Annotated in this window: 21 protein-coding genes and 1 pseudogene; 8 read left to right on the forward strand and 14 right to left on the reverse strand. The window is 67.7% G+C overall.

Annotated features, from left to right (window positions below):
* Both AC27VN_RS10925 and AC27VN_RS10930 read right to left on the reverse strand, forming a co-directional pair.
* A pseudogene (locus tag AC27VN_RS10925) lies at positions 1–199 on the reverse strand (hypothetical protein); the annotation flags it as partial.
* An 11-nt stretch (positions 200–210) separates the two neighbouring features.
* The gene (locus tag AC27VN_RS10930) at positions 211–1281 is read right to left on the reverse strand and encodes an ABC transporter substrate-binding protein (RefSeq protein WP_490876553.1); all 1071 of its coding nucleotides are present in this window, start codon (positions 1279–1281) and stop codon (positions 211–213) included.
* 232 nt (positions 1282–1513) lie between these two features.
* On the opposite strand from AC27VN_RS10930, the gene AC27VN_RS10935 reads away from it, so the two are divergent.
* Positions 1514–2389: a transketolase gene (locus tag AC27VN_RS10935; protein WP_490876554.1), complete on the forward strand. Its 876-nt coding sequence runs from the start codon at positions 1514–1516 to the stop codon at positions 2387–2389.
* Positions 2390–2405: 16 nt separating this feature from the next.
* The gene (locus AC27VN_RS10940; protein WP_296801037.1) at positions 2406–3416 is read left to right on the forward strand and encodes a transketolase family protein; all 1011 of its coding nucleotides are present in this window, start codon (positions 2406–2408) and stop codon (positions 3414–3416) included.
* Position 3417: 1 nt separating this feature from the next.
* Here the strand turns inward: AC27VN_RS10940 and AC27VN_RS10945 are convergent, their stop codons facing one another.
* From AC27VN_RS10945 to AC27VN_RS10965, 5 genes are all read right to left on the reverse strand, one after another.
* Complete coding sequence (locus AC27VN_RS10945; RefSeq protein WP_490876555.1) at positions 3418–4089, reverse strand: ATPase; 672 nt, start codon at positions 4087–4089, stop codon at positions 3418–3420.
* Entirely contained in the window at positions 4089–4436 is a 348-nt protein-coding gene (locus AC27VN_RS10950; protein WP_490876556.1) for a type II toxin-antitoxin system prevent-host-death family antitoxin, read from the reverse strand. Before AC27VN_RS10950 ends, AC27VN_RS10945 begins: the two co-directional genes overlap by 1 nt.
* A gap of 90 nt (positions 4437–4526) precedes the next feature.
* On the reverse strand, positions 4527–4772 hold the full coding sequence (locus tag AC27VN_RS10955; protein WP_208508349.1) for a hypothetical protein: 246 nt from the start codon (positions 4770–4772) through the stop codon (positions 4527–4529).
* A gap of 7 nt (positions 4773–4779) precedes the next feature.
* Complete coding sequence (locus AC27VN_RS10960) at positions 4780–5115, reverse strand: hypothetical protein (RefSeq protein ID WP_093345613.1); 336 nt, start codon at positions 5113–5115, stop codon at positions 4780–4782.
* Between the two features lie 192 nt (positions 5116–5307).
* Positions 5308–5721 (reverse strand): nuclear transport factor 2 family protein, encoded by a 414-nt coding sequence (locus AC27VN_RS10965; RefSeq protein WP_218159386.1) that lies wholly within the window; start codon positions 5719–5721, stop codon positions 5308–5310.
* A gap of 158 nt (positions 5722–5879) precedes the next feature.
* On the opposite strand from AC27VN_RS10965, the gene AC27VN_RS10970 reads away from it, so the two are divergent.
* The gene (locus AC27VN_RS10970) at positions 5880–6341 is read left to right on the forward strand and encodes a MarR family winged helix-turn-helix transcriptional regulator (RefSeq protein ID WP_490876557.1); all 462 of its coding nucleotides are present in this window, start codon (positions 5880–5882) and stop codon (positions 6339–6341) included.
* Between the two features lie 18 nt (positions 6342–6359).
* Here the strand turns inward: AC27VN_RS10970 and AC27VN_RS10975 are convergent, their stop codons facing one another.
* Complete coding sequence (locus AC27VN_RS10975; protein ID WP_490876558.1) at positions 6360–6992, reverse strand: ATP-dependent DNA ligase; 633 nt, start codon at positions 6990–6992, stop codon at positions 6360–6362.
* Between the two features lie 300 nt (positions 6993–7292).
* Here AC27VN_RS10975 and AC27VN_RS10980 point away from each other — a divergent pair, with 300 nt between their 5' ends.
* Entirely contained in the window at positions 7293–8315 is a 1023-nt protein-coding gene (locus tag AC27VN_RS10980) for a tyrosine-type recombinase/integrase (protein ID WP_490876559.1), read from the forward strand.
* 9 nt (positions 8316–8324) lie between these two features.
* On the opposite strand, the gene AC27VN_RS10985 is transcribed toward AC27VN_RS10980, so the two are convergent.
* Positions 8325–9500, reverse strand: a complete 1176-nt coding sequence (locus tag AC27VN_RS10985; RefSeq protein ID WP_490876560.1) for a helix-turn-helix domain-containing protein — start codon at positions 9498–9500, stop codon at positions 8325–8327.
* Here AC27VN_RS10985 and AC27VN_RS10990 point away from each other — a divergent pair.
* The 3 genes from AC27VN_RS10990 to AC27VN_RS11000 all read left to right on the forward strand — a co-directional run bounded on the left by AC27VN_RS10990 (position 9499) and on the right by AC27VN_RS11000 (position 12710).
* Positions 9499–10476, forward strand: a complete 978-nt coding sequence (locus AC27VN_RS10990) for a Bug family tripartite tricarboxylate transporter substrate binding protein (RefSeq protein WP_490876561.1) — start codon at positions 9499–9501, stop codon at positions 10474–10476. The two genes, AC27VN_RS10985 and AC27VN_RS10990, sit on opposite strands and share 2 nt — an antisense overlap.
* 46 nt (positions 10477–10522) lie before the next feature.
* Positions 10523–11089 carry an NADPH-dependent FMN reductase gene (locus AC27VN_RS10995; protein ID WP_490876562.1) on the forward strand — a complete coding sequence of 189 codons (567 nt, stop codon included), beginning with the start codon at positions 10523–10525 and terminating at the stop codon, positions 11087–11089.
* A gap of 163 nt (positions 11090–11252) precedes the next feature.
* Complete coding sequence (locus tag AC27VN_RS11000; RefSeq protein WP_490876563.1) at positions 11253–12710, forward strand: catalase; 1458 nt, start codon at positions 11253–11255, stop codon at positions 12708–12710.
* A gap of 115 nt (positions 12711–12825) precedes the next feature.
* Here the strand turns inward: AC27VN_RS11000 and AC27VN_RS11005 are convergent, their stop codons facing one another.
* From AC27VN_RS11005 to AC27VN_RS11020, 4 genes are all read right to left on the reverse strand, one after another.
* The gene (locus AC27VN_RS11005; protein ID WP_490876564.1) at positions 12826–13917 is read right to left on the reverse strand and encodes a hypothetical protein; all 1092 of its coding nucleotides are present in this window, start codon (positions 13915–13917) and stop codon (positions 12826–12828) included.
* 109 nt (positions 13918–14026) lie between these two features.
* Positions 14027–14758, reverse strand: coding sequence for an aspartate/glutamate racemase family protein (locus AC27VN_RS11010; protein ID WP_490876565.1), 732 nt, complete (start codon positions 14756–14758; stop codon positions 14027–14029).
* A 14-nt stretch (positions 14759–14772) separates the two neighbouring features.
* Positions 14773–15678: an amino acid ABC transporter substrate-binding protein gene (locus AC27VN_RS11015; RefSeq protein ID WP_490876566.1), complete on the reverse strand. Its 906-nt coding sequence runs from the start codon at positions 15676–15678 to the stop codon at positions 14773–14775.
* 19 nt (positions 15679–15697) lie between these two features.
* Positions 15698–16486, reverse strand: a complete 789-nt coding sequence (locus AC27VN_RS11020; protein WP_490876567.1) for an aldolase — start codon at positions 16484–16486, stop codon at positions 15698–15700.
* Between the two features lie 154 nt (positions 16487–16640).
* On the opposite strand from AC27VN_RS11020, the gene AC27VN_RS11025 reads away from it, so the two are divergent.
* Entirely contained in the window at positions 16641–17546 is a 906-nt protein-coding gene (locus AC27VN_RS11025; RefSeq protein WP_490876568.1) for a LysR family transcriptional regulator, read from the forward strand.
* Between the two features lie 12 nt (positions 17547–17558).
* On the opposite strand, the gene AC27VN_RS11030 is transcribed toward AC27VN_RS11025, so the two are convergent.
* Positions 17559–18641 (reverse strand): DUF2817 domain-containing protein, encoded by a 1083-nt coding sequence (locus AC27VN_RS11030; RefSeq protein ID WP_490876569.1) that lies wholly within the window; start codon positions 18639–18641, stop codon positions 17559–17561.
* Between the last annotated feature and the right edge of the window lie 172 nt (positions 18642–18813).

The following is an 18813-nucleotide window of genomic DNA, read 5'->3' on the forward strand; positions in this document are numbered from 1 at the left end:
CGCGGTGGATCATCATCGCCAGCGGCAGCAGGAAGAAGACGGCGCCGTAGAGCAGCAGCGGCGCCACCAGCAGCAGCGACACCAGCCGCTGGCGCCGGCCCGCGCGGTGGGTCGAGCGCCTGAGGGCCGCGCCGGCAGCGGCCGGCACAGTGGGAACGGAGGGAACGGCGAGCGAGACGGCGGAGGAACCGGTGGACATCGTCGCGGGCCTCAACGTTGCGACACCCAGCGCGTGAAGCGCTGCAGCAGCTCTTCCTCGTGGTCGACCCAGAAGGCGGTGTCGAGCAGCAGCGCGTTGCGCAGGTTCTGCGGCGAGGTGGGCAGCAGCGGGCGCAGCGCCTCGGGCATGGCGGCGGCGGCGCGGGTGTTGGTCACGCCGTAGGGAATGGCCTGCGCGAAGGCGACCTGGCGCTGCGCGTCGAACATCGAGTCGAGCAGCGCGTAGGCCTGCTGGCGGTGCGGGCTGCCCTTGACGATGGTCCAGTAGTCCATGCTGTAGAGCTGGCCGTCCCAGCTGAAGCGGAACTGCTTGCCCTGCTGGTTGGCCGAGGCGATGCGTCCGCTGTAGGCGGCGGTGGCGGCCAGCGTGCCGCTGTCGAGCCATTCGAGCGGCTGCGCGCCCGATTCCCACCAGACGATGGAAGGCCGCAGCTGCTCGAGCTTGGCGAAGGCGCGGTCCTGGCCGGCCTTGGTGGCGAGCACCTTGTAGACATCGGCGGCGGGCACGCCGTCCGCGAGCAGCGCGATCTCGAGCGTCATGCGCGGCTGCTTGCGCAGGCCGCGCTTGCCGGGCCAGCGCCGGGTGTCCCAGAACTCGGCCCAGGTGCGCGGACCGTTGTCGCCGAACTTGCGGCCGTCGTAGGCCAGCACCTTCGACCAGACGAAGGCGCCCACGCCGCACCTGGCGAAGGCCGCGGGGTTGATGTCCTGCGCCTTCGCGAACTGCTTGCGGTCGATGGGCTCGAGCAGGCCCTGCTCGCAGGCCGAGGCCATCTCGTTCTCGTCCATCTGCACCAGGTCCCAGGTCACGTTGCCGGTCTCGACCATGGCCTTCTGCCGCGCATAGCCGCCGGGATAGCTGTCCTCCACCAGCGCGATACCGCCCTGCTTCTTGAACGGCTCGAAGTAGGCGCTGCGAAATGCTTCCTGCAAGGCGCCGCCGAAGCCGACGACCGTGAGATCGGCCGCCATCGACGCGGTGGCGGCCGTGGCCAGCGCGAGGAGCGCGGCGAGTTTGGAAATGCCTGCGCGACAGCGGGAACGCGCGGATACGACTGTCATGGACGACCTTCTGGACAGTGGGGAGGAAATCGGACTTTGCAGGTCCCGATCGGTGATGTAGGATATATCCTATATGTTGATTTCGAGCGGGACAAGTCTTTTTTCGCTCGATCCGTTGATGGAAAACCCGATGGAGGACGCAGGCCCGGCACGACGCTCCCGAACCCCACGCCCGCCCGCGCCGCATGCCCATGCGCGCGGGCTCCTTTCACCCTCTAGCCACGCAACCGATATGCCATTCCCGTCCGAATCACCGCCCGCCCCGTCCGCCCCGTCCGCGGAAGAGCTCCACCGCCTGCGCGAGAAGGCCCGCTTCATCCGCCTCGAAACGATCCGGCTGATCGAGATCGCCAAGGTCGGCCACTACAGCTCGGTGTTCTCCGCCGCCGAACTGTTCGCCTCGCTCTACTACGACGTGATGGACATCCGCGCCAACGAGCCCCGCTGGCCCGATCGCGACCGCTTCCTCATGGGCAAGGGCCATGCGGCCGTGGGCCTGTTCCCGATCCTCGCGGAGTACGGCTACATCGACCGCGCCACGCTCGACGGCTACACCCGCCTGGGCAATCCGCTGGGCGACCACCCCGACATGCGCAAGGTGCCGGGCATCGACTTCAGCTCGGGCTCGATCGGCCATGCGCTGTCGGCCGGTGCCGGCATGGCCTTCGGCGGGCGCATCGCGAAGCGCGGCTTCGACACCTTCGTGATGCTCGGCGATGGCGAGATGCAGGAGGGCCAGGTCTGGGAGGCGGCGATGTTCGCGGCCCACTACCGGCTCTCGAAGCTCATCGCCATCGTCGATCGCAACGGCTTCCAGCTCGACGGCCGCGTCGACGACGTGATCGGCATCGAGGGCCTGGCCGACAAGTGGCGCGCCTTCGGCTGGGAGACGCACGAGGTCGACGGCCACGACCTCTCGGCCCTCACGCAACTGCTGCGCCGCCTCAAGCAGGACGCGCGGCGCGAGCGGCCCGCCTGCGTGATCGCCCACACGGTGAAGGGCAAGGGCGTGTCGTACATGGAGACCGAGCCCGGCTGGCACCTGGGCTACCTGTCGCCCGACGACGCCGCGCGCGCGATCGAAGAAATCATGCAAACCGAAATCTGACCACGAGGCCCACCCGATGTCCCAACCCCTCTCCCCCGAAAGCTGGCAGTACCGCTCGCTCAACGCCACGACGCCCGGATTGAGCATGCTCTCGGACGCCCTGATCGAACTCGCCGAGGCCGGCCATCCGGTCGTGGCCGGCTCGGCCGACCTGCAGTATTCGAACGGCCTCAACAAGTTCGCGGCCGCCTTTCCCGAGCGCTACATCCAGTTCGGCATTTCCGAACAGAACATGGTGTCGGCCGCGGCCGGCCTCGCGACCACGGGCCAGATGCCCTTCGTGGCGACCTTCGCTTCTTTTCTCGGCCTGCTGTGCTGCGAGCAGATCCGCATGGACGTGGCCTACAGCGCGCTGCCGGTGCGGCTGATCGGTCACCACACGGGCATCTCGCTCGGCTTCTACGGTACCTCGCACCATGCGACCGAGGACATCGGCACCATGCGCTCGATCGCCGGGCTCACGATCATTTCGCCCGCGGACGGCCACCAGCTGAAGGCCGCGATCAAGGCCTCGGTCGACTGGCCCGAGCCGATCTATTTCCGGATCGGGCGCGGCCGCGATCCGGAGATCTACGCGGGGGGCATCGATTTCCGCATCGGCAAGGCGATCGCGCACGGCCAGGGCACCGACCTCACGATCATTGCCTGCGGCATGCCGGTCTTCTCCGCGCTCGAGGCGGCCAAGGCGCTGCGCGCCGAGGGGCTGTCGGTCGGCGTGCTCGACATGGCCACGGTGAAGCCGCTGGACCGCGCGGCGGTGCTCGAGGCGGCCGGTCGATCGAAGCTGCTGATGACGGTGGAAGAGCACAACGTGCTCGGCGGCCTCGGCGCCGCGGTGGCGGAGGTGCTGTCGGATGTCGGCGGCTCGGTGCGGCTCGTGCGCCACGGCATCCACGACGAGTACAGCCTGATCGCGCCGCCCACGCACCTGTACCGCCACTACCTGCTGGATGCCGAGGGCGTGGCCCATGTCGCGCGGCGCGCGATCGCGGGCGAGACGGTCCGGCCCGGCGCGTTGGCCGCCTGAATCAGGCCGTGCTGTCCGGCGATCGCGCCTGCTCGATCGCCGCCTGCACGATGGCCCGCGCCCACGCGGGCGTGGCGGCCAGCGCCGCGGCGTCCTCGGGCGCCGGATGCGTGACCCGGCCACCGATGACTTCGAGCACCAGCAGGGGATCGTCGATCTCCTCGCCCGGCGCGGCCTCGGCGCTGTTGTCGAACACCTGCAGCCGCGCGAGATGCGGCAGCAGCCGGATCAGGTTGGCGCGCGAGGCGGTCCAGCGCTCGCGGATCTTCGCTTCGGGGATGTCGTGACCGCCACGCAGCACGCGGGCGCGCACGCGGTGCAGATGCAGCTCGGGCGAGGCCAGGCCGCAGAAGATCATCGAAACGTCGTGACTGCGCGCGGCGCGCGCCAGCAGATCGGGGATGGTGCGGGCACCGAGCGTGGTCTCGAAGGCGAAGTTGCGGCCGCTCTCGATGGCGGCCGCTAGCCGCGCACGGCCATGCTCCCAGGCGCGGCCGTTGGCATCGGCGATGTCGATGCCGAGCGCGGCCACCAGTTCGCGCGCGAAGCGGTCGGGGTTGTACCAGTCGAGGCCGTGCTCGGCCAGCATCGCGCCGCCCACCGAGCTCTTGCCGGCGCCATTGACGCCGGCCAGCACGAAGATGAACGGCCGCATTGCCGCGGCGGCACCCATCAGAAGCTTTCGCCGGCCCGCGGACGCCGGCGCTGCTTGCCGCGCGCCTCGAACAGGCCGTCGAGCCTGGCGGCGCTGTCCTCCTGCTGCAGCACCGCGAGCCGCGCATCGAAACGCGCGCCGAGTTCCTCGAGCACATGGGCTTCGCGCGAGCGCAGGGCCTGCAGGTCGGTGGTCAGCTGTTCGTAGGTGGCCGCGTCGAGCAGCACCATCTCGACATTGGCGTGATTGGTGATCGCCACGCTGCCCGACTGGCGCACCTGGCGCACGACCTCGCCCCAACGGTTCTTGACCTGCGAGGCGTTCTGACGCGGCAGTTGATCGAGCGGGGGCCAGATGGCAGCCATGGACTTCTCCGAGGGAGGAATCTGGCCATTCTAGCCCTATTGGCTATTTTTGACCGACGGGGCTGTTTTCCGCTCCGTATCGGCTGCCGATCAGTTCTGCGACGACGCCTCCTTGGTCTTGCCGAGACCGCGCAGGTTCATGGCGGCCAGGCACACCTGGAGCGCGATCAGCGCCCAGGCGCTCGAATACACGCCCCAGATGCCCCACAGCACATTGCTCGCGAGAAATACCCAGAACCCCGTATTGCGCCTGCCCTTCGCGTTCGACGCCACCAGCCAGGCGGCGCCGACCGAGGCGACGAAGGCGGGCCATTGCAGCCAGGAGATCCAGTCCATGGGGGGCTCAGTTCGCGGAGGGCGGCGGCTGGCCCGTGGCCGCCGAGCGGCTCTCGATCCACGCCAGGCACTGTTCGCGCAACAGGTCGATCGATGCCAGCGCATTGCGCTGCGGCTCGAAGATCGGCAGCTCGCAGTGCCGTTCGCCCTGGCGATGGATCTGCGCAGTGCCCGAGAAGGTGGCGCGCGCGGGCACCGGCGCGAGGCTGTAGTGGAATTCCCATCCCTGGTGCTGCTCGGAATGCGAGAGCGTGTCGCGGCCGATGCCGCTCGATGCGGGCGTCTTCGGCTGCTTCCGGAGAAAGAACGGATGGAGGGACGGTGGCAGAGGCATCGAGGACATGTCGCGTGACGCAGAAGCAGGCGTGGCTGGAATCGGGCCCCGGTGTCACCCAGGTCTGCCGACGAGCGTAGTCAGCGGCCTTCGCAGCGCCTGTCGGAAGAGATGCCGACACGCGCAAGACGGCTGCTCACCGACCGACCGGTGCGACTCGCTAAAGCCGGGACTGGTTCCGTTGCGAATGCCTCTTCCTGTTCAGCGGCCGGCCTCGGGCTCGCGCAGGTTCCACATCTCGAACACCTGCTCGCGCGCGATCAGTCCGTCGCGCATCTCGAAGTGGTGAACGAGGCGCAGCGCCACGCGCGAGCCGATGGCCACCGGCGCGTTGACCATGCCCGGACCGACGAGGCGCAGGTGGACGAGCATGTCGTCGACCACCCGGTGCTCAGTGGCGAAGCGGTCGAGCGGCGTGATCTCCACCTCCGCCATCGACGGCCACATCGCGAGGTAGTTGGCACGCACGGCGTCGCGGCCGACGAAGCGCAGGCCGCGGCCCGGGACCTCGAGCACGATGTCGTCGGTGTAGAGGTCGAGGATGGAGTCGACATCGCGGGCCTCTCCCTGGATATGGCGGTCCACCACCGCCAGGTTGTGTTCGATCGTTTGCAAGCCAAAGCTCCTGATGCAGGTGACGCCTCTGCCGGGGCGTCGTTAAAAGACAGAATGTCTGCCAATTATTGACAAAGGCCCTGTCTTTTCCATCGGCCATTGGCCATAGGCGTGATCGCAGATGGACAGGCGGACTGTCGTTCGGGGATACTCGCGCGATGCCACAGGAAAAGCCCTTCACCGACACCCACCAGACCCTGGGTGCCTTGCTGCGCATGCCCTACGAGCGCATGTCCGGGTGGCTCTATGCAGAGCTCCGGGAGAGCGGCTTCGAAGACATCCGGCCGGCCTTCAGCGCGGTGTTGCGCAACCTGGGGCCCGGCAGTTCGCGCGTGAGCGAGCTCGCGGCGCGCGCCGGCATGACCAAGCAGAGCATGAGCTACCTCGTCGAGCAGATGCAGGGCTGCGGCCTCGTCACGGTCACGCCCGACGCGCAGGATCGCCGGGCCAACACGGTGCAGCTCACCGCGCGCGGCGAGAAAGCGGTGCTGACCGGGATCGTGCTGTCGAAGAGCTACGAGGAGCGGCTGGCCGGACTGCTCGGCGAACGCAAGATCGCGCAGCTGCGCTCGATCCTCGAGGAACTGGCCGCCAAGCTCGAGACGACCGACACGCGCTGAAGGCGCCGAGGCATCGGCTCAGGTCGCAATGCGCTCGTGTGGACCCTGTGCGTTCAGTGCCACCCAATCGGCCGAGCGGATGCCGGGTCTGTAGATGCTGGCTCCCCGCTTGGCCATCAGTCCCGCGAAGTCCGCTTGGGCCTTGCCCTGCTGCAGCAATGCGACGGCCTCCGAACGTTCGTAGTGATGGACCGGAATCACGTTGAGCAACGGCGTTCCGAGCAGACGCGCGAGCCTTTGCTTGCGTTGCGACAAGGGCTCGCTGGTGAGATCGGTGCCCTGCACCATCAGCAGGTCGAAGACGAAATAGAACACCGGCCTGGCGCCGCGATACCACCCGCGCCGCTTGGCACGTTCGCTGAGCCCTTCGCGGTCGCAACGGCCTCTGTCGTCGAGCACGCAGGCCACGCCATCGAGGATGCAGGGGCCTTCCTTCAACTGGGCCAGGCTCTCCACCACCTCGGGAAACCAGCCCGTGGCATCCGATCCGTCACGCGTCTGCAATTGCACCTTGCCCGATCGCGTGGGCGTGCGGGTCTGCGCCAGCAGGCGGCAGCCGCTCAGTCGCTGCTCGAAGATCCAGCCCGACTCGCTCAGATCGATGGTGCGCGAGTCGGCCAGCATGGGTGAGAGGGCATTCAGGCTCAGCATGCGCTGGAACTTGCAGCGTCCCCACGAGATGGCCTGTCAGAGGGCATCTCGGCGGCCTCGGGCGATTCTTGAAAACGGCTGCCCGACAAGTTGCCAACGGAAAACGGTAGTGCGGCGGGTCGGATTGCAACAGGTCGGCTAGTGGGAGTCGAAAAGATGTCTCTTTCAGGCCTCTATCAGCAGCAGGATCATGGTCCTGTAAATACACTAACGGCTTACTCTTAATACGAACCCCTTTTAAGTCGCTGCCGAAACAAACACCGTTCCTCAACCACAAACCCAGGCCGTTAGCGTATTTTCATGGTCACGCCTTCCCTCTTCGATACCGACCCCGTCGGCAGCCCGCATGAAACGGCTTTTCAGGAATGGCTCGCGGCCCGCAGCGCCGCCGGCACCCTGCGAGAGGCCTCGTCGATGGCCGTCTACCGCGACATGTGGAACGGCTTCACCTCGTGGTGCCTGAGCCAGTCGCCGCGGGTGACACTGGAGTCCCTGTCACCCGCCGACCTCGACGCCTTCAAGGCCGCGCGCTACGGCATCAAGAGCAGCGACCTGTCGCTCTCGCCGCGCCATGCGCTGCGGCTGGTGCGCTTGATCGACCACGTGCTGCGCCATCGCTGCGCGATGCACGACCTGCCCCCGAGCACGGCGGCCGCCGACTGGCTGCTGGCCCATCCCGAGATCCGCTATGCCGAGGCGGCCAGTGCCGACCCGCCGCCCGAGTTCCTGTCGGCGTCCGAGGCCAAGCACCTGATCCTCTTTCTCTCCAGTGCCCGCCCGCGCCCCGCCACCTCGTCGGAAGGCCGCGGCCAGCCCCTGACCTGGCAGCAGTTGCGCAACCACGCGGCCGTCGGCTTGCAGCTCGGTGCCGGCCTTGCGCCGGGCGACGTGCGCGCGCTGGCCATCGACGCCCCCACCACCGCCGGTGGCCGCGTGGCCGACCGCCCCTGGAAGATCGCCGTGCCCGGCAACGGCAACCTGCCGCCGCGCGAAACGCCGATCGCGCCCTGGGCCGCCGAGCTGCTCAAGCACTGGCTGCAGGTTCGTGCCGAGCTGAAGATTCCGGGCGAACACCTCTTTCCCTCGACGCGCACGGGCAAGCCATGGGGCAAGGAATCGCACTACCGCTGCGCCCGCGAACTGCTCACGCAGGCCGGGCTCGACAGCACCGAGGGTGGCTCGTTCCGGCTGCGCCACACCTTCGCGCTGCGCCAGCTTCGCCGCGGCACGTCGGTCGAGCAGGTCGCGCGCTGGCTCGGCCTCGAGGTCGAGGCGATGAACAAGTACACGCGGGTGCTGATCGCCCCGGCCGACGTGGTCTGAGCCGTCGCGTCAGTGCCCGCCGTGCCCCGCGCGCGCGGCCTGCCGGGCCGCCTGCGGGCTCAGCCCGAAGTGGCGCTTGAAGGCGGTGCTGAAATTCGCGGCATGGCCATAGCCCACGTCGAGCGCGATCTCGGTCACGCTCTGACGCCCCTGTTCCAGCAGGACCCGAGCGCGTGCCAGCCGCGCCCTGGCTACGTACTCGAACAGCGAACTGCCATAGGCCTGCCGAAAGCCGCGCGCAAGGCGACTCTCGCTAAGCCCGAAACGGCGCGCCAGGCCACGCACATCGAAGACCTCGCCCAGATGCGCGTCGATATGGTCCTTGAGCGGCGCCAGCCGTTCGCGCGCCGCGGCCGTGGCGCCATCGACCGGCGCATCGCCGAAGCCGCGCGTCAGGAAGCCATGCAGCAACTCGAAAGCCTTGGCCTCGGCATAGAGCCCTCTGAAGCGGTCGCCCGATCCGTCGTCGAGCAACGCATCGGCGATCTCATGCTGCGCCGTGCTCAGCGGAAAGCGCAGCAGCTCGAAGCGATCGGGCCGCGCCTGCATGAAGGCGCCGAAAGGCCCATCCAGCGGCAGCTCGAGCAGGCCCAACTCCTCCGACAGGAAATCGCGCGAACAGCACAGCGTGACCGAACGCTCGCGCACCTCGCTCGCGAAGAACTCCTCCTTGGCCGCCCCGGGCGGCTGCAACAGCGTGCTCACGCTCATCGCGCTCACCGTCTGCGCGCCCGTGCTGCCGGGCTGGCCGACCCGGCTTTCGCCCTCGAGCCGGAAATGCAGCTTGATGAAGTCACCGCTGCGATAGACCTCGCGACTTTCTTCCAGGTGCGTGACATGGCCCAGCGACAGATAGAAGCCGGGCCGGAAGCACAGGAACTCGCGCCGGCCGCGCGCCGCGCCGGTCGGCGTCACCGTCAGTCCCTGGGTGCGGCCCCAGCGGCGGGTCGATGCGAGGCGATAGGCGGAAGGCAGGCTGAACGGCGTGTCCATCGCTTGGGTCCGTGGGCGGGTTCGAAGAGGCGCCGAGGATACTCCCGCGCCCGAGTTTTCCTGCAGGCGGAACAAAGCTTTCCGCCGGGGGCGCTTCATTGCGCTCGATGGAACACCTAGATTCGCTGGCACTGCGCGCACCCCGCGCTTCAACCAGCCGGCACCCAAGTCCGGCCCACCGGAGACAACCATGCCGACCGCGATCCACCCCTTCTTCCAACGCGCCGCCTGGACGCTGGCCCTCGGCCTCACCGCCGCCGCCTGGGCTCAAGCCCAGGACAAGTATCCGAGCAAGCCGATCCGCGTGGTGGTGCCGTTCCCCGCCGGCACCGCGCCCGACGTGATGGCGCGCTACTGGGGCGACCGCATCTCCAAGCAGCTGCAGCAGCCCGTGGTGATCGACAACCGCGCCGGCGCCTCCACCATCGTCGGCACGCAGGCCGTCACCACCGCGCCCGCCGACGGCTACACCCTGCTCTACACCGCGAGCGGCACGCTCACCATCAACCCCTTCGTCTACAAGAAGCTGCCCTACCAGCCGCAGGACCTGGTGCCGGTGACGCGCATGCTGTCGATCCCGCTGGTGGTCTCGGTGCCGGTGCAGTCCCCCTACAAGACGCTCGCCGACCTGATCAAGGACGCGAAGGCCCGGCCCGGCGAGGTCAGCTATGCCTCGTACGGCGTGGGCACGGTGCCGCACATGTCGATGGCCTACTTCGCCAACAGCGCCGGCCTCGCGCTCAACCATGTGCCCTACCGCGACGGCGGCCTGACCGACGTGCTCGGCGGCCGCGTCAGCACCGCGTTCTCGCCGATCGCCGACGTGCTGCCCTACATCAAGGCCGGCAAGGTGCGGCCGCTCGCCGTGTCGAGCACGCACCGGCTCGAGTCGCTGCCGCAGGTGCCGACCGTGGCCGAGGCCTTCCCGGGCTTCGAGGGCGACTCGTGGCATGGGGTCTTCGCGGTCAAGGGCACGCCGCAGCCCATCGTCGACCTGCTCGCCAGCCTGTCGCGCCGCATCGCCGAGTCCGACGAGTACCGGCGCTACCTCGGCGAGTTCGGGCTGATTCCCGTCGGCGGTTCTCCGGCAGACTTCACCCAGCTGGTCGGCACCGAATCGAAGCGCTGGGTCAAGGTCGTCAAGGACAACAACATCTCGCTCGAGTGAGCCCGCTCGCCGCTTTCCCGTTCCCATTGCTCCCGAAGGATTCCGAATGACAACCCGCGACATCGTCGCCCTCTGCGGCAGCCTGCGCGCCGCCTCCGTGAACCGCCACGTGGTCCAGCTCGCGCGCGAGGTGCTGCCCGAAGGCGCCTCTCTCACCCTGCTCGAATGGCGCGAGGTGCCCGTGTTCGACGCCGACGACTACGCGCGCGGCCTGCCGGCACCGGTCGCCACGCTGCGCGAGCGCATCCGCGCCGCCGATGGCGTGCTGATCGCCACGCCCGAGTACAACTTCAGCATTCCCGGCGGGCTCAAGAACCTCATCGACTGGCTCAGCCGCGGCGAGGACCAGCCCTTCAACGCCAAGCCGGTGGCGATCGTCAGCGCCGCGCCGGGCCCGCTGGGCGGTGCGCGCGTGCAGTACGACCTGCGCAAGGTCATGCTGTTCCTCAACGCCATGCCGCTGGTCAAGCCCGAGGTCTTCATCGGCCACGCGCCCACCAAGTTCGACGTCGAAACCGGCCGCTGCACCGACGACACCACGCGCAAGTTCGTCACCGACCAGATGGCGGCCTTCGTGCGCTGGATCGACGCGGTCGAGCGGATGCGCGGCTAGGGCCGGCGATGGCGCGCGGAGGACCGGGCCGATTGCCTACTCCATTCCGCGCCTCGCCGCATCATTCCATCGTATCCCCCGTCCCCCCACGGAGGTCGTTTGGAAAGGTCATCGGATGCTCGTAGAGTGGACCCGCTTTCAACCCACGACGAGAGGACGCCCCATGAGCAACCCATCCGATCCCCAGAACAAGACCCCCCTGACCACCGCCTTCGGCGCGCCCGTGGTCGACAACCAGAACAGCCTCACGGCCGGCCCGCGCGGCCCGCTGCTGATGCAGGACGTCTGGCTGATCGAGAAGCTCGCCAACCTCAACCGCGAGATCATTCCCGAGCGCCGCATGCACGCCAAGGGCTCCGGCGCCTTCGGCACCTTCACCGTCACGCACGACATCACGAAGTACACGCGCGCCAAGCTGTTCAGCGCCGTCGGCAAGAAGACCGAGATGTTCGCGCGCTTCACCACCGTGGCCGGCGAACGCGGCGCGGCCGATGCCGAGCGCGACATCCGCGGCTTCGCGCTGAAGTTCTATACCGAGGAAGGCAACTGGGACCTGGTGGGCAACAACACGCCCGTGTTCTTCCTGCGTGATCCGCGCAAGTTCCCCGACCTCAACAAGGCGGTGAAGCGCGATCCCAAGACCAACATGCGCAGCGCCACCAACAACTGGGACTTCTGGACCTCGCTGCCCGAGGCGTTGCACCAGGTCACCATCGTGATGAGCGACCGCGGCATTCCTTCCAGCTACCGCCACATGCACGGCTTCGGCTCGCACACCTACAGCTTCGTCAACGCGGCCAACGAGCGCTTCTGGGTCAAGTTCCACTTCAAGACGCAGCAGGGCATCCAGAACCTCACCGACGCCGAGGCCGCCGCGCTCGTCGGCGGCGACCGCGAGAGCCATCAGCGCGACCTGTTCGATTCGATCGGCCGCGGCGACTTCCCCAAGTGGACCCTCTACGTGCAGGTCATGCCCGAGGCCGATGCCGAGAAGGTGCCCTACCACCCCTTCGACCTCACCAAGGTCTGGCCCAAGAAGGACTATCCGCTGATCGAGGTCGGCGTGATGGAGCTCAACCGCAACCCCGAGAACTTCTTCGCCGACGTCGAGCAGAGCGCCTTCGCGCCCAACAACCTGGTGCCCGGCATCAGCGTGTCGCCCGACAAGATGCTGCAGGCGCGCCTGTTCGCGTACTCCGACGCGCAGCGCTACCGCCTCGGCGTCAACCACCACCAGATCCCCGTCAACGCCGCGCGCTGCCCGGTGCACAGCAACCATCGCGACGGCACCATGCGCGTGGACGGCAACTACGGCGGCACCCTGCACTACGAGCCCAACAGCTTCGGCCAATGGCAGGAACAGCCTGACTACCGCGAGCCGCCGCTCAAGCTGCGCGGCGACGCCGACTTCTGGAATTTCCGCGAAGACGACGCCGACTACTACAAGCAGCCCGGCGACCTGTTCCGCCTGATGAAGCCCGAGCAGCAGCAGGTGCTGTTCGACAACACGGCACGCGCGATGGGCGATGCGCCGGAGTTCATCAAGCGGCGGCACATCGACAACTGCAGCAAGGCCGATCCGGCGTATGGGGCGGGGGTGGCGAAGGCGCTGGGGCTCTGAGCCAGCCCACGAGAGACGCAATCAACGACAGGGGTTCGCGGCCCCTGTCGGCTTTATGCCGAGGGGTGTCGATCGGTGAGCAGAGAATTTCTGCGCCGATCAAAACCACCGCCGGTCAGTTGCACAAGAGGCCGCTGCAATCGTAGGCGGTCATGAACACCCGGAAACTCTTCCCGTTCTCAGCAAAATCGGTCACCCATCGAGCGCCTGCCGCACCCTGGCGATTCAATACCGCCAGATATTCGTCCCTGACCTGCTGGGTGCCCAGGCCAACCAGCGTATTGAGCGCGATCTCGTAGTGGAATGTCGTCTTTTGTGATGCGTCCCGCACGAAAAGCGTCGCGTATTTGGCGCCCGCGGAAGTGAACGTCGAAGTATTGAGCACGAACTTGTAGCCTTTCTGGCCTTGATCGTTCAACTGGCCCACGAACTCGCTGAACACCAGAGAGCGCGTCGGCTGCGACTCGAAGGTGCATCGCGCTGATGTCGGCAACTCCCTCGATAGAACTGTCTTCCCATCGAAGCTCAAGTCCAGCTTGCAATAGCCTTGCTGCCCCAGTACGTTCAGTGGCGCCACTGCTTCGGGATCGACCTTGCCAGTCAGATCGTCGACTTCGACGTACTCGTACTTCTTCGGAGCATCCAGCGATTTGCTGAAAATCGCTTGCAGCCCCACCTTGGTGGGATCCATCCAGACCGCAGTCGGAATAAAGCCTTCGGCACCCTGCGCCTTGAGGCCTGCGGCGGACCTGGAATCGGTCGCCGATACCATGCGATGCTCGTACTTCGTGGCATCGCCCCTCTTTTCGTAGACCGCCTTCACGACCGTCTGCCCGCCCTCCTCGGCACCCGTGGTCGAGAAAAAGAGGCGGCCCGCCATCGCCGGGCTGCTCAATTCGGCCAAGAACGCCTCGCGATTCTCGTAGGTCGCGCTTCCAACCTTGTATGAATAGGGCGTCGTCCGTTTGGGAGAACCCGGATCAGGATCCGTACCGGGCGTGGGACCTGAAGGCCCCGAGGGCTCCGAGGGGCTCGATGGCGTTTCGGGATTCGGCGTGGATGCCGGATCCGAAGACGTGGGTGTGGTCGAAGGAGCTGCGCCCACCAAGGGGAAACCACCACCACCGCCACCTCCGCCCCCACCACAGGCCGTCAGCAAGATGGCCAGTCCAACGACGACCGGCGAAAAACGCAACCCTCTTTCCATCGGAAACCTCTCCCTCTTGATTTGAGCGCGCGGATGCTACATCAGAGGATGGACGGTTCCCGATTTCCGGATTGCCACTCCTCCTTATGGAGGAGCACCATGGCCAAACTCAGCCCACTGCATAAGCCCGCCCCGCCAACGCCCGCGCCAACACCTCCGCCGGATCCACCAACCGCGCCCCCGCATGCCCCGGCACACCATGCAGCGCCAGCGGTATCTCGGTGCAGGCCAGCAGCAGGTTCTCGCATCCATGCCGCTCGACCATCCGCCGCGCCACCTCGGAGAACAGTCGCGTCGCGAGTCCGAGGTCCCCGGCCTTCACGCCATCGCGGATGCCGCGCATGACCTGCTCTCTCTCCTGCTCCGCCGGCAGATGGCAGGCGATGCCGCGCTCCGCCAACGCCGCCTGGTAGAAGCCCAGGCTGTAGGTGCCCTGGGTCGCGAGCAGGCACACCGCTTCGATGCGCTGGGCCGCGAGGTACTTCGCGGTCTCCTCGACGATGTGCAGCAGCTCCACGTCGGGATGCGAACGCTGCAGCTTCGCGTGCCACGCATGCGCGGTGTTGCACGCGATCGCGATGCTCGCGACGCCGTGGCTGCGCAGGCCCTCGATGCCGCTCGTCATTCCTTCGAAGGGCGAGGGGCCGTCTTCGAGCAGCGCCAGGGTACGGTCCGGCACCGGCAGCTGCGCGAGCCAGTGTTCGGGAAAGGCCTGGTCGGACACGGGACTGCCGCTGGCTCGCAGCCGCGCCTCGCAGGCGCCGACGAAGAGCCGCAGAAAATCCGCGCCGGCCGCGGGACCCATGCCACCCAGGATGCCGACCTTGCGGGTGCCGGGCATGCGAATCCCTTTGCTCAATAGTCCGCCGGATTCGACGAATCCGTCGGCTTCGCGATCACCTTGGCCAGCGCATCGCTCATCGGAAAGTGCAGGTTCACGCCGCGCGGCGGAATCGGCGACTGGAACCACTTGTCGTAGAGCGCCTTGATCTCGCCGCTGGCGAACAGCCGCGCGATGGCCTTGTCGGCCACGGCCTTGAACTCGGGTTCGCCGCGCGGTAGCATGACCGCGTAGGGGTCGCGGCTCAGGGTGTCGGTGCTCAGGCTGAAATCGGCCGGGTTGAGCGAGAACGAAATCTGCCCGACCAGGTTGATGTCGTCCTCGAAGAAGGCATCGGCGCGACCCGAGGTGAAGGTCAGCATGCTGTCCGAGAAATCCTTCGCCTGGATCAGGTTGAGGTTCAGGCTTTCCTTGCGGTCGATGCCGCGCAGGCGCATCACGGTGTTCGACCCCGTGGTCGCCACGACGGTCCTGCCCTTGAGGTCCTGCAGCGTGGCGAGCTTGTCGGCCTTGCGCGAAACGAACTTGGTGCCGACCACGAAGTAGGTGGTGCTGAAGCTCACCAGCGCCTGCCGCTCGGGGTTGTTGACGGTGGTGCCGCACTCGAGGTCGATGGTGCCGTTCTGGATCAGCGGGATGCGGTTCTGCGAGGTCACGGCCTGGCGCTTCACCACGAGGTCCGGGCTGCCGATCGCGGTCTTGATGTCATCGACGATTCTTTGGCAGATGTCCTGCGCATAGCCGATGGGCTGGCCGTTGCCGCCGAGGTAGGAGAACGGGATCGAGGACTCGCGGTAGGCCACGGTGATGGTGTTGCGCTCCTTGATGGCCTTGAGGCGGCCGGTCAGTTCGGCGGCGTTCGCGCCCAGGCAGGCGAATGCGAGGGCGGCGATGGCGAGATGCGGAAGACGGGATTTCATGTGAGGTACGGGGTGACGTTCAGAGCAGGTAATCGGGATCGGTCTTGAGCAGGCGCCGCTTGATGCTCGCCAGGTGCTGGACCGCGCTTTCGTTGCCGCCGCTGCGCATCTGCGCATAGGTGGCCGCGGCCAGTTCCGGCGGCACGGGGCTGAGCTTGCGGCCCGTGGACTCGGCCAGCACCTGCACCTCGCAGGCACGCTCGAGGTAGTACAGGTCGTTCCAGGCTTCCGCGATGGTCGCGCCGACCACCATCACGCCGTGGTTGCGCATGAACACCACGTCGGCATCGCCGATCGCCGCCGCGATGCGGTCGCCTTCCCTCGCATCGAGCGCGAGACCGTTGAAGTCGTCGACCGCCGTGCGCCCATAGAACTTGAGCGCGGTCTGGCCGGCCCATTGCAGCGGCTGACCTTCGACCAGCGCGAGGCTGGTCGCATACGGCATGTGCGTGTGGAACGCGACGCGGGCGCGCGGCAGGCTCCTGTGCACCCGCGCGTGGATGAAATACGCGGTGATCTCGGGCGGCCGGTCGCCCTTGAGCACGCGGCCGTCGAAGTCGCAGATGATCAGGTCGGAAGCGCGGATCTCGTCGAAGGCCAATCCGAAGGGGTTGACGATGAAGCAATCGTCGAAGCCCGGCACCACCGCCGAGAAGTGATTGCAGATGCCCTCTTCCATGCCGAGCCTCGCAGCCATGCGAAAGCAGGCGGCGAGGTCGACGCAGGCCTGCCGCACCTCGGGCGTGTCGAACAGGCCTGGATCGATCTCGTGTCGTGCGGTGTGGTCCACCGCCAATGAATGCGCCATAGGTTCCCGATGCCGGTTGTTGCCATCGACTTCCGGCGTGCGCCATGATCGGCGCGCCCCGGCTGTCTTCCATGCATCGAAGTCTCCGATCCGGGGCCCGGGAGCGTCAAATCAGAATTTGACGCAACGCGATAAGGTCTTCTAATGGCCCCCTATGAAACTCAAGCACATCGAGGTCTTCAACGCGATCATGCTGTCGGGCAGCGTGAGTGCCGCGGCGCGCATCCTCAACGTCACGCAGCCCGCCGTGACGCAGACGCTCAAGCATGCGGAGCAGCAGCTCGGCTATGCGCTGTTCGTGCGCGACAAGGGCGGCATGAAGCCGACGCCCGAGGCACGGCAGCTGCATCTGCGGGCGCAGAAGATCTTCGAGCAGGTCGACGAACTGCGGCGTCTCGCGCAGTCGCTGCGGCCCGACCACCTGGCGCAGTTCCGCATCGCGATCGTGCCCTCGCTGTCCACCACCTGCCTGTCGCGCGCGCTCGCGTCGTTCAAGGCCCGCCATCCGCGCAGCGCGGTCTCGATCAAGATCCTTCACTCCGACGAGATCGCGCGCTCGGTGGCGCTGCGCGAATGCGACCTGGGCATCGCCTATGGCGAGATCGATGCGCCCCCGGTCGACGCCGAGGTGGTGGGCACGGGCCACCTGGTGTGGGTCGAGCGCCGCGAAGCCGGCGCGAGGAAGCGCGCCGACACCGCGGACATGCCGATCGCCGAGATCGCGGCGCGCGACTTCATCGGCATCGACAAGGACGACCTCGTCGGCAAGGCGCTGCTGGGCCTGCTGTCGGAGAGCGCGGTGTTCGCGGGCACGCGGCTCTCGGCGCAGACCTACCAATCCGCGCTGCTGCTAACGCTCGACGGCTTCGGCCCCTGCGTGATCGACTCCTTCACCGCGGGCTTTTCGCGCGATGAATCGCTGTCGGTGCGCAGCGTCTCGCCGCGCATCCCGGTGACGGTGTCGGCGTTGTCGGTCGCCGAAGGCCGCAGGCGTGCCGACTTCGACGACCTGCTGCAGGCCTTCCGGACTTCGCTGGCGCAGGTCGACGACGACGCGTAGGACAGCGAGGCTTCAGGCCTCGCCCAACCAGCGCAACGCGTTTGCGATCACCTGCCGCGACTGGTCGACCAGGCTGCGCTGCCACGCGGGCTCGCCCGGATAGAAGAAGCGCAGCAACTCGCGCCGCGTGTCCGACAGTTGCGTGCGGCCGATGCCCGTCGCCCATTCGCGCTGGTCGCGCACCAGCAGCTCGAGCATGCGCTGCGGCCGCGCGGTGCCGAACTCGAGCACGGCCGCCGTCACGCGCGCCTGCGGCAGCGCGCGTTCGTAGCCCGGCGTGCTGTGCCCCGTGACCGGCGCGAAGTCCTCGGGCGCGCCGCTCTCGTGCACCGCCACCACCCATTCGCCGAACACCTCGCGCATGCGCGCCAGCGCCTCGCCCTGCTGCAGCGCGACCAGCGAACCGTAGCCGTAGGGGCCGAGGCCCGTGTGGTAGTCGACCAGGCAGACCTCGCGCGCCGACGCGCCATGGCGGCGCAGCACGGCCTCGATGGTCAGGCGCGACCAGGTGGGCGCCTGGCCGCCGAAGCCCATGCCCTGCGCGAAGCTGTACTGCCCGGCCATCAGCGCGTTGTAGAGCGCCTCGCTGCCATGGACTCGCGCGAAGTCCGCGAGCAGCGCATCGCCCGCGGCCACAGCCGAGGCATCGCCGGGATCGAGCGCGATCGCCGCGTGCAGCGGCTCGTACTTGTGCGAGGAGGGCGCCTGCGCATGGTCGATGAAGTTGCGGCAGAGGTCGACGTTGTCCTCGGTGTAGCGCCGCAGCCAGGAGGCGCCCCAGGGGTTGATCGCATGCACCAGCACCACGGCGGTGTCGGGCGGCAGGTCGTCGGGCGACTGCGTCAGCAGCCAGTCGATCTGGCAGCCCGAGCCCGCGAACAGCTCCACGCCGTGCACGCCCGAGGTCAGCACCAGCACGCGCAGCGCGTCGGCCGGGCCGATGCGCACCACGTCGGTGGCGAGTGCCTCGCCCTGCGCGCCCGCGAGCGGATGGCCATGCACCTCGGGTGCAAGGCCACGCAGCGCGCAGGCGGCGAGGAACTTGCGGCGCGCCGTCGCGTAGTCGGCGCTGAACAGCGTGTCGGTCGGGATCATCGGCGCTCCATTCGTCAATCGATCTGGAAGCCGGATTCCCGGATGATCGGCTGCCACAGCGCGAGCTCGCCGCGCACCGCCTCGCGCAACTGCTGCGGATTGCCGGCCGCGGGATCGAAGCCCACGTTGGCCAGGCCCGCGGTGGTGGACGGCAGCGCCGCGATCTCGGCCA

It is taken from the genome of Variovorax sp. 20P10.2.4, assembly GCF_058244205.1.